This window comes from Vogesella sp. (genome assembly GCF_046297735.1).
Lineage (GTDB): Bacteria > Pseudomonadota > Gammaproteobacteria > Burkholderiales > Chromobacteriaceae > Vogesella > Vogesella urethralis.
This window is the reverse complement of the sequence record NZ_JBKBHK010000001.1, coordinates 310,423-323,624: the sequence shown is the minus strand read 5'-3', so window position 1 is coordinate 323,624 and position 13,202 is coordinate 310,423. Positions and strand designations below refer to the sequence as shown.

The window sequence follows — 13,202 nt, the reverse complement described above, 5'->3', positions numbered from 1 at the left end:
TGTTATTTGATGTGTGAGGTCAGCTAGACATTATATCGGCAAATCTGTCGTTATTTTATCGACATGACGCAAATTAGCATGGATACAGCGCGCCAAGCAGGCGCAGACCGCGGGCGCCGGTAACGTCGGGCAGGTTGGCCGCACGCCGTTGCGTAAAGCACCAGCCCAGCCAGGCAAAAGCGGCGGCTTCCACTTGCTGTGGTGGCAAGCCCAAGGCGGCGGTAGTGTCGAGGCGCACGCTCGGCAAGCGTGCGGCCAACTGCTGCATCAGGTGCCGGTTGCGCGTGCCACCACCGCACACGTAGACCTCGCGGCAATCACTGGCAAAGCGCTGGATGGCGTCCGCGATGCTTTGGCAGCTTAGCGCAAGCAGGGTAGCCTGTACGTCGACGTCGGTTACCGCACCGTGAGCCAGGCGATGGGCTGACAGATGCCGCTCCAGCCACGGTAGATCAAACAGATCGCGACCGGTGCTCTTGGGCAAGCCAGCGGCAAAGTAAGGCTCAGCCAGCAAGCGCGACAGCAGGGCAGGTTGGCACTGGCCGCTGGCGGCCCAAGCCCCATCGGCGTCGTAGTCGTGGCCGTGATGGCGGCGTATCCACGCATCCAGCAGCATATTGCCAGGGCCCGTATCAAAGCCAATCACCGGCCGGCCGGGGCTGAGGCGGGTGAGGTTGGCAATGCCACCAATGTTGAGTACCACGCGCGGCACGTCAGCACAGTAAAACAGTGCCTGGTGGAATGCCGGCACCAGTGGCGCGCCCTGGCCACCGGCAGCCACGTCGCGGCTGCGCAAGTCACCGATAACATCGATACTGCACAATTCCGCCAGCAAGGCAAGGTTGCCGATCTGCAGCGTGTAGCCATTATGCGGGGCATGCCGGATAGTTTGGCCGTGGCACACTACGGCACGCACTTCGGCCGCGCTCAGCTGGCAGGCCTGCAAGGCGGCGGCCACGGCGTCGGCGTAGCAATACGCCAGCCGATTGGCAAGCAGTGCACTGCGCGCCAGTTCGTCATGGCCCACGCCTTGCAGCGCAAGCACCTGCTCGCGGATCGTCACATCATAGGGAATAAATCCCTCGCCGATGATTCGCATCGGGTGGCTGGCAAAGTCCACTGCTACCGCATCCACACCATCTAAGCTGGTGCCGGACATCAAACCGATAAAAATTTCAGACATGAAAAAAGCCCTGGCTGGTGCTGCCAGGGCTTTTGAGCGCAAGCGCAGCTCAGTCCAGCTGGGCTACGCTCACCGGAATTGCCCTGAGCAGCTTGAGGTTGGCCGCAAGCTTAACGCTAGCTTCGCGGAAGGCCAAGCGCTGGCTGGGCGACAAACCCGGTACCGGCAGTGCCGTGGTCGCAGGATCGACCGGTTGGCCGTCGATCAGCACTTCCATGTGCAGATGCGGGCCGGTGGAGCGCCCGGTGCTGCCGACGAAGCCGATGACGTCACCTGCCTTCACGCGGCTACCTTCTTGCAGTCCGGGCTGGAAGCGGCTCATGTGCGCGTATAGCGTAGACAGCTTGTTGCTGTGCCTCAGAACGACCACATTGCCATAGCCGTTTTGCTGCGAGACGCTGCTGACTGTTGCATCGGACGGCGCCACGATAGGCGTGCCTTCCGGGGCTGCGTAATCCACGCCTTCGTGCATGCGCAAGGAGCGCAGAATAGGGTGGAAGCGCATGCCGAAGCCCGAGCTGATGCGAGCGTTGACCGGCTGCATGCTGAAGCCTTTCTTCAGCGGCTTGCCGGCTGCATCGTAGTAAGCGCCAGACTCGGCATCGTGGGCAAAGTAGAAGGCTTGGTGAGTCTTGCCACCATGCTGGATTTCCGCTGCCAGAATATTGCCGGTCGCCAAGGGGGCGCCTTTATATAGCAGCGTTTCGTATACCAAGTGGATCTTGTCGCCCGGGCGTAATTTGTTCAGGGTCAATTGGTCGGCAAAAATCTCGTTCAGGCCGGCACGCACTTCCACGGGTACCTGCGCCTGCGCCAAGGCGCCGCTGGCACTGGTGCGGATCACCACCGAACGTACTGTTTGCACGGTATCAGTTTGCGGGGCATCGGCACTGGCTTGCCATTGTTCGCCCCGCTTTTCGATTACAACCAATACTTTCTCGCCATTCTCGTCATCGTTAAGAAAACGCAGACCGAACAGCTCACCCTGATCGTTCACCTCTACAGACAAGGTAGCGCCGGTCTTTAGCTTCAGCAGATCACGTGACAGCGGGCTGGCGTGCAAAAAACGGGTGGCTTCGCCATCGTCCACGCCCAAGCGGTTCAGCAGCCGTGCGATGGTATCGCCGCGTTGCACAGCCTCGTCACGCCAGTAGCGTACACTACTGGCTTGGCTTTTCAGTTGCGGTTGCAGTACCAGCGCCTCGGTCACCTGCTGCGACAATGGCGCTACCTCGGGCAGCCTTTCTTGCTGGCTGATGGCCATGGCAGTCAGCGCACCGGTGAACGGCAGGCTAGCGGCCAGCCCCAGCCAGGTCATCGGGTTGTTGATCAGACGTGCCACCCACTTTTGCGGGAAGGTCAGCAGTTTGCGATAATTCATCATTCCATTGACTCGTTCTGCATCAGTCGCCACTTGTGGCGAATCAGCTTTGATACTGCCGTACAAAAGCCGTACTTTATGTGGCAGAAAATATCGAAGCAGGCGATGCTAGCAAAAAAACACAGCGCCCGCCAACCTAAAATCCGTGCCAAATCAATTCATTACTATTGTGTGGCACGAAAGCCTGCACCAACAGACAGTCGGGGCGGCAGGATGGTTCTGTGTCGAGTAGAACTTTTGTCCGAAATCTCATCGGACCGGTAAACGCATGAATCTCACTTTGCACCTGCCGGGTCTGTGCTGGTACGACCCGTTTGATGGCCCAGATCTCTGCCGTGACTTGGTCGCGCCGTCATTGTCATTGATATTGGGCCGCGGCCAACTACGGTTTGAGCCGACACGTCACAGCCAGCATTTGCTGCACACATTCCAATTGCCCGCACTCAGCGTGGCGGCGACGCTAGCCAAACAGGCCGGGCTTGATACCGCCGGCCGCCACTGGCTGATTGCCGACCCTGTGAACCTGCGCGTCGATCGTGACCGCGCGCTGCTGGGCGACATCGGTATCATGAACCTGGCGCAAGCCGAAGCCGACCAGCTGGTGGCCAGCCTCAACCAGCTGTTTGTCGAAGACGGCTTTGTTTTTTATGCTCCTACCCCTGGACGCTGGTTCCTGTCACTGCCCGCAGCCAGCCAGGCACACTTCACGCCGCTGCCAGACGTGATCGGCGAAGACATCAACCACCATCTGCCAGTCGGCCCGCAAGGCATGCTATGGAGCCGCTACCTCAACGAGATGCAGATGCTGCTGTACACCCATGCGGCCAACGATGCACGCGAGCTGCGTGGTGATACCCCGGTGAACAGCCTGTGGCTATGGGGCGAGCAGGGCGCAGACAGCGCATTGCCAACATCGCCACGCCAGCCGCTGTATAGCGACAGCGTGCTGTACCAGGCCTTGGGCACAGTAGCCGGCTGCGAGGTGGAAGCCGTGCCGTATCGGTTTGGTGACCTGCCCGCGCAAGACAGCCTGGTGGTGCTGGATACGATGGAAGCTGCAGCGCAGTTTCGCGATGCATGGGGCTGGCGTGAGGCATTGCAACGGCTAGAGCAAGACTGGTTCACACCCATCTTGGCCGCAATGAAAGCCGGCAAGTTACAGTCGCTCACCCTCAGCTGCGATGGCGAGGCTGGCTTTACGCTGCACCTGCAACGCCGCCATCTATGGAAGTTCTGGCAAGCCGGCAAACCCTTATCTAGTCTGTACCCGCAATGACCCAGATACTGACACGAACCTGGCAGCCCGAGACGCTGCAAACACTATGTGCCCAGGGCCTGCATCCGTTGATGGCCCGGCTATACGCTGCTCGTGGCATCGATAGCGCCAGCGAAGTCGACTACGCCCTAAAAGGCCTGCTGCCTTACCAGCGCATGAAAAACCTCACCGCCATGGCGGCGCGCCTTGCCGATGCTATCGCCACCAGGCAGCGCATGCTGGTTGTGGCCGACTATGATGCCGATGGCGCCACAGCCTGTACCGTTGCAGTGCGCGGCTTGGCCGCCATGGGTGCCATCATCGACTTCATCGTGCCCAACCGCTTTGAATATGGTTACGGGCTGACGCCAGAAATAGTGGCCTTGGCCGCGCAAAACCGGCCGGACATCATTATTACGGTCGATAACGGCATTGCCAGTGTCGATGGGGTAGCAGCCGCCAAGGCGCGCGGGATCGAAGTGTTGATTACCGACCACCATCTGCCCGGCGACGTACTGCCCGATGCACTCATCGTCAACCCCAACCAGCCCGGCTGCGAATTCCCCTCTAAAAATCTGGCCGGAGTAGGGGTGATGTTCTATGTGCTGATGGCACTGCGCGCCGAAATGCGTCAGCGCGGCTGTTTTGCCACCCAGCCCGAACCCAACCTGGGCGAGCTGCTGGACATTGTGGCACTGGGTACCGTAGCTGATGTCGTCAAGCTGGACCGCAACAACCGCATTCTGGTAGACAACGGGCTGAAAAGAATGCGGGCAGGGCGCATGGCCCCCGGCGTTGCCGCGCTGTTTCGTGTTGCCGGCCGCGCCGCACACAAGGCCAACACCTTCGATCTGGGTTTCACCCTGGGGCCACGACTGAACGCCGCAGGGCGCCTGGATGACATGAGCTTGGGTATTGCCTGTCTGTTGGCCGGTAATGAAAGCGAAGCCATGCCCTTGGCGCAAGAACTGGATCGTCTAAACCGCGAACGCCGTCAGATTGAGCATGGCATTCAGGACGAGGCCATGGCTTTCCTGGCCAGCTTTGACCCGGCGCAACGCTATACGCTGGCGCTGTATCGTGACGACTGGCATCAAGGCGTGGTCGGCATCGTGGCATCGCGCCTGAAAGAACGTTTTCATCGACCCACTATCGTCTTTGCCCCCGGCGATGAAGGCGAAATCAAGGGGTCAGGGCGTTCGATACCGGGCTTCCACCTGCGTGACGCGCTGGACCTAGTGTACAAGCGCCACCCGGGCATGATCCTCAAATTCGGCGGCCACGCGATGGCAGCAGGGCTCACTATCGCCGAGCATAGCCTAGCGGCATTCCAGCAGGCATTCGAGCAGGTAGCAAAAGGCCTATTGGATCAACATGCGCTAACGCGCACGCTGGAAACCGATGGTAGCCTCAACGCGAGGGAACTGAATCTGCAAATGGCGGAAACCCTGGCTGCCGAGGTCTGGGGACAGGGTTTTGCACCGCCAACGTTTCGCGACCGCTTTCAGGTGCTAAGCCAGCGACTGGTTGGTGACAAGCACCTCAAGTTACGGCTTGCCAAGGATGGCGTGCAGTGTGACGGCATGATCTTCAATCGTGTGGACTGGCTTCCGGAAGAAGTCGATGCCGTTTACCAGTTGGCCGCCAACGAGTGGCAGGGCAAAAAGGAACTGCAGATTTATCTGCAGCACATCGCTAACGGCTGAAGAAAGCGGCTGCCATTGTTTAGTGGCAGCCGTTTGAACTCATTGCTGTCAACTGCAATAGCAGTTGAAGAGGGGTCAAAAATACAGATTTAACTGCTTAAATTTGACATAATAAACATTATACGACGTAAATACTAAACCCCAGAGGGGGCTTTTTCGGTGTTAACCGGGTTCATTAGCGTCGTCAGAACCACCAGACCGGCCACGGCCAATGCGCCGATCTTTCTTCGAAAATCCGCCCAAAAGTCCCGTCTGGCTTGGGTTTTTTGGTTGGCCACCATGATGCACACGAAGTCATCCATAACACGTTCGCCAGTCTTGTAACTGCTGAGTGTCTGCTTCCCGAATTCACTTTAATGTCTGTTTGCTGTGGGCTGACTTGCAATTGCAGGCAGGGATTTGTCGCGCTGAGCAACAACAAGTTTACTTAATGGGGTGCGGCGCGTGGCGACTGAGTTGCGGTAGTTAAAACTCTGTTGTGCGAAGCTGCTGATGCTATTGAATGCCTCTGGCAATAATCTGTATAAGCAGGCATGACAAAGCCGGCCATCGGGCCGGCTTTGTGTTGGGGTGAATAAAACTAAGGTTCGTCTGACGATACTGCTAACTACGTGCAAACTACTTTATTCCAAACACCACAAGGTATCAGTAAAGGTTGGAGCGTTGCCGGCGGTAGGCCGGGGTTTGCGGGCGCACGTGGATGCGTGCTCGCTTCAGGACAGACGCTTTACGGCTAAAGAGCGCAACACTGACTGCAATCATTAACAACAACACTAGCGATTCCATGGTTTGCTCCCTCCTTTCTGCTACCTGTTTTCTTTGTAGATGACACGTCACCGGATGGCAAGAATTATTGCGGGTTTTCCGGACTGATTTCTTCCTGTTCGTCCAGTAGGTGTGCTGGCAGCTGTTTGCTGGTTTTGGCGCCGAGCTTGCGCAGGCGCTCTGCCCGCCCCATCAGGTTGCCGCTGCCACTGCTGAGTTGGCGCAGTGTCTGCTGGTGGCTGTCTTGCAGTACGCTGATCTGGCGGCCCATTTTATCTAAGCTTTCTGCCAGGCTGGCCAGCTTGTCATACATGGCACCGCCCTGGCGGGCGATTTCCTGCGCATTGCGGTTTTGGTATTCGTAGCGCCAGATGCTGGCAACGGTGCGTAGCGTGGCTAGCAAGGTGCTAGGGCCAACGATCATGATGCGGCGCTCGAAGGCTTCACTGAACAGGCTCATGTCATGCTGTACAGCCAGCAGATAGGCCGGCTCTACCGGAATGAACATGAACACGAAGTCCAGCGTGTTCAGCTTGTACAGGTCCTGGTAGCGCTTATCGGCCAGCGTGCGGATGTGTTGCCGCAGCGAGGCGATGTGTGCTTTGAGTTCGCCATCTTGCTGGGTGGGGTCGCTGCTGGCGGTATAACGCACGTAGGCATTCAGGGATACCTTGGCATCGATTACCAGTTGCTTGTTTTCCGGCAGGTCGATCACCACGTCAGGCTGATATCTGCGCTGGCTGCCGTCGTGCTGTTCAACATGGTCGGAAACCTGTACGCGGTACTCGCGATCACGCATCAGGCCCGAGCTTTCCAGTACTTTCTCCAGCACCATCTCGCCCCAATTGCCTTGGGTTTTATTGCTGCTTCCGGTTAGGGCGTTGGTTAGTGCGACGGCGTCCTGGTTGAGTTGGGTGTTGAGTTGCTGCAAGCGGCGCAGCTCGTGCTCCAGGCTCAGCCGCTCTTTGCTGTCTTTATCGTAGGTGTCTTGCACCAGTTTGCCGAATGCTTGCAGGCGCTCGTGCATGGGGCCCAGCAGCTGCCCCAGGTGCTGGCGGTTCTGTTCGGTGAACCGTTGGCTTTTTTCTTCCAGGATGTCACTGGCCAGCAGCTTGAATTGCTGGCTCAGGCTTTCGCGCGCTTCGCCCAGCAAGGCCAGTTTATCGGCTGCCTGTTGTCGTTCCTGCTCCAGCAGCGTTTGTAGCTGTTGACGATCAATCTGTAGCTGGGTGTGTTCTTGCTGTAGCGAGGTTAGCTGGGCTTGAAGTTGGCCGCGTTCGTGCAGGATGCGCTCCAGCTGGCGACTCTGCTCTTCGCTGGCAGCCAGGCGTGCACCCTGCCCGGCCAGCTGTTGCTGCAATGCGGCCAACTGCTGATCTTTTTCGCGCAGGCGCTGCTCCAGGTCGGGAACGCGCTGTAGGTGGCTGGCCAGGCTGGCTAGCTTTTGCTGGCTTTGCGCCAGTTGCTGGCGCGTATCATCCAGTGCCAGGCGGGTATCGGCTTCCCGTTGCTCTAGCTGCTGCCACTGCTCGCGGGCATGCTGCCACTGGCCTTGCAGCTGCGCCAGCTCCAGCTCAACCTCTGCCCTGCCCTGCAGGTAAGCTGCGTCGCGCTGTGGCTTAAGCCACAGCCAAATGGCACCGCCACCGGCGCTGGCGGCAAGAATGGCACTGAGGGCGATATCAAGCATGAGCAAGCCATTGCTGTAAGTAAGTTATTTTGATTATGTACGTTTTCACAGGCGACGGCAATAAAAACGCCGGCACAGAGGCCGGCGTTGGATTGGGTGGTGCTTAGCGCTTAGTCGCGATCACCTGCAAAGGCCATCAGCAGGTGCAGCAGGCTGCTAAACAGGTTGTAGATGCTGATGTAAATACCCAGTGCGGCAGAGATGTAGCTGGTTTCGCCACCATCCACTACATTTTTCACTTCCCACAGGATCATCAGCGAGCTAAACACTACGAAAGCGGCCGAGATGGTCAGTGCCAGGGCTGGCAGTTGCAGGAAGATATTCGCCAGGATGGCAACGATCAGCACCACGGCGCCAACAGTCAGGAATTTGCCCAGGCCGGACAAGTCACGCTTGGTGGTGGTGGCAATGCCGGCCATCACGGCAAACACTGCTGCCGTACCGCCGCCAGCAACCATGATCAACTGAGCGCCGTTGGACAGTTTGAGGGCTACTTGCAGCAACGGCCCCAGCATCAGACCCATGGCGAAAGTGAATACCAGCATAAGCGGTACACCCAGCGCAGTGTTGCGGTTGGCTTGTACTGCAAACATCAGACCGTAGATCACGACCATCATGGCCAGTACGCTCATGATGGGGCTGGATGCCATAAAGGCAAAATTCATGTTGGCGCCAACGGCGGCACCGATGACGGTGGGCACCATGGACAGGGCCAGCAGGCCGTAGGTATTACGAAGAACCTTATGGCTTGCGCCGCTGTACGCGGTGGTTTTGTAAGCAGTGTGAAGGTTCGGTTGCATGGCGATGGTTCTCCTCGCGCGTGTTGTTTGGGGACTGCAAATGTCATTGACTACATATTGTTACATAAGTTCCGCCGTTGCGCTATTTGATATCAGTGCTTGCCAAATAAAAGCTTTTGGTCTAATATTCATCACCTCGACGTTTTCTGTGTCGAAGCGTGCGAAAGTGGCGGAATTGGTAGACGCACTGGATTTAGGTTCCAGCGCCTCGCGGCGTGAGAGTTCGAGTCTCTCCTTTCGCACCACCCTCTGACTAGCGTCTGACTCTGTAAAGAGCAGGCGCTTTTGTCATTACAGCTTTGAAAAACATCACGCAAAAAAGTTCCTCCCCGCTCCACTCGCTGCTGCCGGGCTGTCAGAATAAAAAAACGCCCCGCACTGCGGGGCGTTTTGCTATCAGCCTGCGGCCAACCTTAGCCCACCCAGCGGCGGGCGCTGGCGAACATGCGGAACCAGCCGCCGTTTTCGCCCCAGCTTTCCGGGTGCCAGCTGTTCTGCAGAGTGCGGAATACGCGCTCCGGGTGCGGCATCATGATGGTGAAGCGGCCGTCCGGCGTGGTAACGCCGGTAATGCCTGCCGGCGAACCGTTGGGGTTCAGCGGGTAGGTTTCGGTAGCCTGGCCATTGAAGTCCACGTAACGCAGCGCGGTCAGCACCTGCTCTTGCGCGCCCGGGGCAAATACCGCGCGGCCTTCGCCGTGCGACACCACCACCGGCAGCTTGGAGCCGATCATGTCCTGCAGGAAGATGGACGGCGACTCGGTCACTTCTACCATCGCAAAGCGGGCTTCGAACTGCTCGGAAGCGTTACGCTTCAGCTTCGGCCAGTGCTGGGCGCCCGGAATGATGTCCGACAGGTTGGACATCATCTGGCAGCCGTTGCACACGCCCAGCGCGAAGGTATCGCCGCGGCCAAAGAAGGCCTCGAACTGCTCGCGCGCCTGGCCATTGAACAGGATGCTCTTGGCCCAGCCTTCGCCTGCACCCAGCACGTCGCCGTAGCTGAAGCCACCGCACGCCGCCAGGCCTTTGAAGTCGGCCAGCTGCACGCGGCCGGCGATCACGTCGGACATGTGCACGTCTACCGCCTCGAAGCCGGCGCGGGTAAACGCGGCGCCCATTTCGATCTGGCCGTTGACGCCCTGCTCGCGCAGGATGGCGATGCGCGGGCGCGCACCTGTGGCAATGAACGGCGCCGCCGGGTTGTCTTCGGTGTCGAAGGTCAGCTCGGCAAACAGGCCGCGCGCATCGGCGTCGGTGATCTGGGCGTACTCGCTGTCAGCGCACGCCGGGTTGTCACGCAGGCGTTGCAGGCGGTAGCTGGTTTCCGACCAGGCTTGCTGCAGGGCCACGCGACTCTGGGCAAACAGCTCGTCGTCGCCGTGTACCAGGCGCAGCACGCCGTCGGTAGCCGGCATGCCGATGACCGATACGTTGGCCGCCAGACCCATGATCTCGAAGCGCTTCAGCACGTTGTCGATCTCGTCGGCAGCCACTTGCAGCACCGCGCCCAGCTCTTCGTTGAACAGCACGGCGTTGACGTTGGCCGCGTTGCCGCCGGTCAGCGCCGACAGTTCGACCTGCGCGCCCAGGTGGCCGGCAAAGCACATCTCGGCCAGCGTGGCGAACAGGCCGCCGTCGGAGCGGTCGTGGTAAGCCAGCAGCTTGCCGTCGTCCACCAGCGACTGGATTACGGTGAAGGCAGACGACAGTTTGTCGGCGCTATCCACGTCCGGCGCCTGGCCGTTCATGTCGTTCCATACCAGGCCAAAGATGGAGCCGCCCAGGCGGTTCTTGCCTTCGCCCAGGTCCAGCAACAGCAGTGCGCTGTCGGCAGCGCGCAGTTGCGGGGTGACGGTCTTGCGTACGTCGGCCACCGGGGCAAACGCGGAAATGATCAGCGACAGCGGCGCAGTGACCGCTTTTTTCTCGCCAGCCTCTTCCCACACTGTCTTCATCGACAGCGAGTCCTTGCCCACCGGAATGCTCACATCGATGGCTACGCACAGGTCGGAAATGGCTTTGACGGTAGCGTACAGCTTGGCGTCTTCGCCGGCATGGCCGGCGGCCGCCATCCAGTTGGCAGACAGCTTCACATTGCCCAGCTCGCCTACGTTGGCCGCAGCCAGGTTCAGCAGCGATTCGCCTACCGACACGCGGCCAGCTGCCGGCGCGTCAAACAGGGCTACCGGGGTGCGCTCGCCCATAGACATCGCTTCGCCCAGCGTGGTGTTGAAGCCCATCGCGGTCACAGCTACGTCGGCTACCGGCACCTGCCACGGGCCTACCATCTGGTCGCGCGCGGTCATGCCGCCCACGGTACGATCGCCAATGGTGATCAGGAAGCTCTTGTCGGCCACGGTCGGGTTACGCAGTACGCGGTACGCCGATTCTTTCAGGTCGTACTGCGCGGCGTTCAGCGCGTCGGTGGTCACCGGCACGGTTTTCACGTCGCGGGTCATGCGCGGCGGTTTGCCCAGCAGCACTTCCAGCGGCATGTCGACAGGATTGTTATCGAAGTAGTCATCGCGGACTTGCAGGTGGCCATCATCGGTGGCCACGCCCATCACCGCAAACGGGCAACGCTCGCGCTCGCAGATCTCGGTAAAGGTAGCCAGGTCTTCCGGCATCACGGCCATTACGTAACGCTCTTGCGATTCGTTGGACCAGATCTGCATCGGGGTCATGCCTTTTTCTTCCAGATGCACTTTGCGCAGGTGGAAGATGGCACCACGGCCGGCGTCGTTTACCAGCTCGGGGAAGGCGTTGGACAGGCCGCCAGCGCCCACGTCGTGAATGGACACGATGGGGTTGGCCGCACCGCGCTGCCAGCAGCGGTCGATCACTTCCTGGCAACGGCGTTCGATTTCCGGGTTGCCGCGCTGAACCGAGTCGAAGTCCAGGTTTTCGCTGTTGGCACCGGTATCCATCGAGGAGGCAGCACCGCCGCCTAAGCCGATCAGCAAGCTGGGGCCACCCAGCTGGATCAGCAGTGCGCCTTCCGGAATCTCGTTCTTGAAGATCTGCTGTTCCTGGATGTTGCCCAGGCCACCGGCGATCATGATCGGCTTGTGGTAGCCACGGCGTTCGCCCTGGAAGTCGTCTTCAAAGGTACGGAAGTAACCGGCCAGGTTCGGGCGGCCAAATTCGTTGTTGAACGCGGCGCCGCCGATCGGGCCTTCGATCATGATGTCCAGCGCGGACGCAATGCGGCCCGGCTTGCCGTACTGCTTGGCTTCCCACGGTTGCTGGAAACCCGGCACGTTCAGGTTGGACACGGTAAAGCCCGACAGGCCGGCCTTCGGACGCGAACCGCGACCGGTGGCGCCTTCGTCGCGGATTTCGCCGCCGTTACCGGTAGACGCACCGGGGAACGGGGAAATCGCGGTCGGGTGGTTGTGGGTTTCCACCTTCATCAGAATGTGGGTCGGCTCTTCGCTGAAGGCGTAGGTGTGGCTGCCCGGCTGCGGGTAGAAGCGCTCGATGGTGGCGCCATCGATGACCGAGGCGTTGTCCTTGTACGCCACGCGGGTGCCCTGCGGGTGGGCGTCGTGCGTGTCGCGGATCATGCGGAACAGCGACTTGCCCTGCTCCACGCCGTCGATGATGAACTGGGCGTTGAAAATCTTGTGACGACAGTGCTCGGAGTTCGCCTGCGCGAACATCATCAGCTCCACGTCGGTGGGGTTGCGTTGCAGCTTGATGAAGTTTTCTACCAGGTAGTCCACTTCATCCGGCGACAGCGCCAGGCCCATGTCGGCGTTGGCCGCGTCCAGCGCCGCCTTGCCACCACCCAGGATGTCCACGGTGGACAGCGGTTGCGGCTCGACGTGCACGAACAGGCGGTCCGCGTCGGCCAGGCTGGCCAGCACGGTTTCCGTCATGCGATCGTGCAAGAGGCCCGCCAAACGCTGGCGAGCCTCTTCGGTAAACGGGGTGGCAGACTGAACGTGATACGCAATGCCGCGCTCGATGCGCAGTACGTTGTCCAGGCCGCAGTGACGCGCGATGTCGGTTGCCTTGGACGCCCACGGGGACAACGTGCCCAGACGCGGCGTAACCAGGAAGAATTCACCGGACGGTTCCTGTGCCAGCGGCGGTTCGCCATAGGTCAGCAGTTTTTCCAGCACGGCAACTTGTGCCTCGGATAGCGGCGATTCGCTCTCGGCGAAATGCCAGTATTCGGCCGCGACAGTCAGGTCTGGTAGACCGGCTTCGCGCGCATTGGCCAGGAGTTTGTCAAGTCGGAACTGGGACAGGGCAACACCGCCCCGCAGCTTGAGAATGTGCGACATTGTATACCCGCAACAATGGAGACAAGGATCAGGAAAGCGCGTAATAATACACGCAATCCCCTGCATTTATAAGGCCGCAGGTGGAATATTGCCAGACAATCCCACCCCGCGCCGACCGGTTTGGCCT

At 59.8% G+C, this 13,202-nt stretch carries 8 protein-coding genes and 1 tRNA gene; 3 read left to right on the top strand and 6 right to left on the bottom strand.

Going from position 1 to position 13,202, the window contains the following annotated elements:
* Window positions 1–73 precede the first annotated feature (73 nt).
* Together ACK4FZ_RS01470 and ACK4FZ_RS01465 are read right to left on the bottom strand one after the other, a co-directional pair.
* On the bottom strand, window positions 74–1,183 hold the full coding sequence (locus ACK4FZ_RS01470; protein ID WP_409817964.1) for an anhydro-N-acetylmuramic acid kinase: 1,110 nt from the start codon (window positions 1,181–1,183) through the stop codon (window positions 74–76).
* A gap of 49 nt (window positions 1,184–1,232) precedes the next feature.
* Window positions 1,233–2,567 (bottom strand): peptidoglycan DD-metalloendopeptidase family protein, encoded by a 1,335-nt coding sequence (locus ACK4FZ_RS01465; protein WP_409817963.1) that lies wholly within the window; start codon window positions 2,565–2,567, stop codon window positions 1,233–1,235.
* A 430-nt stretch (window positions 2,568–2,997) separates the two neighbouring features.
* Here ACK4FZ_RS01465 and ACK4FZ_RS01460 point away from each other — a divergent pair, with 430 nt between their 5' ends.
* Both ACK4FZ_RS01460 and recJ read left to right on the top strand, forming a co-directional pair.
* Entirely contained in the window at window positions 2,998–3,840 is an 843-nt protein-coding gene (locus ACK4FZ_RS01460; RefSeq protein ID WP_409817962.1) for a hypothetical protein, read from the top strand.
* Window positions 3,837–5,525, top strand: a complete 1,689-nt coding sequence (recJ, locus tag ACK4FZ_RS01455; protein ID WP_409817961.1) for a single-stranded-DNA-specific exonuclease RecJ — start codon at window positions 3,837–3,839, stop codon at window positions 5,523–5,525. The genes ACK4FZ_RS01460 and recJ overlap by 4 nt, the downstream gene beginning before the upstream one ends.
* A 134-nt stretch (window positions 5,526–5,659) precedes the next feature.
* Here recJ and ACK4FZ_RS01450 read toward each other — a convergent pair whose 3' ends face one another.
* The 3 genes from ACK4FZ_RS01450 to ACK4FZ_RS01440 all read right to left on the bottom strand — a co-directional run bounded on the left by ACK4FZ_RS01450 (window position 5,660) and on the right by ACK4FZ_RS01440 (window position 8,780).
* Window positions 5,660–5,827 carry a hypothetical protein gene (locus ACK4FZ_RS01450; RefSeq protein ID WP_409817960.1) on the bottom strand — a complete coding sequence of 56 codons (168 nt, stop codon included), beginning with the start codon at window positions 5,825–5,827 and terminating at the stop codon, window positions 5,660–5,662.
* A gap of 548 nt (window positions 5,828–6,375) precedes the next feature.
* On the bottom strand, window positions 6,376–7,980 hold the full coding sequence (rmuC, locus tag ACK4FZ_RS01445) for a DNA recombination protein RmuC (RefSeq protein WP_409817959.1): 1,605 nt from the start codon (window positions 7,978–7,980) through the stop codon (window positions 6,376–6,378).
* A 110-nt stretch (window positions 7,981–8,090) separates the two neighbouring features.
* Window positions 8,091–8,780: a Bax inhibitor-1/YccA family protein gene (locus ACK4FZ_RS01440; RefSeq protein ID WP_409817958.1), complete on the bottom strand. Its 690-nt coding sequence runs from the start codon at window positions 8,778–8,780 to the stop codon at window positions 8,091–8,093.
* Between the two features lie 160 nt (window positions 8,781–8,940).
* On the opposite strand from ACK4FZ_RS01440, the gene ACK4FZ_RS01435 reads away from it, so the two are divergent.
* Window positions 8,941–9,025: transfer RNA gene (locus ACK4FZ_RS01435), tRNA-Leu, on the top strand.
* Between the two features lie 168 nt (window positions 9,026–9,193).
* Here ACK4FZ_RS01435 and purL read toward each other — a convergent pair.
* The gene (purL, locus tag ACK4FZ_RS01430) at window positions 9,194–13,075 is read right to left on the bottom strand and encodes a phosphoribosylformylglycinamidine synthase (RefSeq protein WP_409817957.1); all 3,882 of its coding nucleotides are present in this window, start codon (window positions 13,073–13,075) and stop codon (window positions 9,194–9,196) included.
* Window positions 13,076–13,202 lie beyond the last annotated feature (127 nt).

Excerpts from the sequence above, each read along its gene's own strand:
- ACK4FZ_RS01450 (WP_409817960.1), bottom strand. The coding sequence starts at position 5,827 with ATGGATGACTTCGTGTGCATCATGGTGGCCAACCAAAAAACCCAAGCC.
- purL (WP_409817957.1), bottom strand. The coding sequence starts at position 13,075 with ATGTCGCACATTCTCAAGCTGCGGGGCGGTGTTGCCCTGTCCCAGTTC.
- recJ (WP_409817961.1), top strand. The coding sequence starts at position 3,837 with ATGACCCAGATACTGACACGAACCTGGCAGCCCGAGACGCTGCAAACA.
- ACK4FZ_RS01465 (WP_409817963.1), bottom strand. The coding sequence starts at position 2,567 with ATGATGAATTATCGCAAACTGCTGACCTTCCCGCAAAAGTGGGTGGCA.
- rmuC (WP_409817959.1), bottom strand. The coding sequence starts at position 7,980 with ATGCTTGATATCGCCCTCAGTGCCATTCTTGCCGCCAGCGCCGGTGGC.
- ACK4FZ_RS01470 (WP_409817964.1), bottom strand. The coding sequence starts at position 1,183 with ATGTCTGAAATTTTTATCGGTTTGATGTCCGGCACCAGCTTAGATGGT.
- ACK4FZ_RS01440 (WP_409817958.1), bottom strand. The coding sequence starts at position 8,780 with ATGCAACCGAACCTTCACACTGCTTACAAAACCACCGCGTACAGCGGC.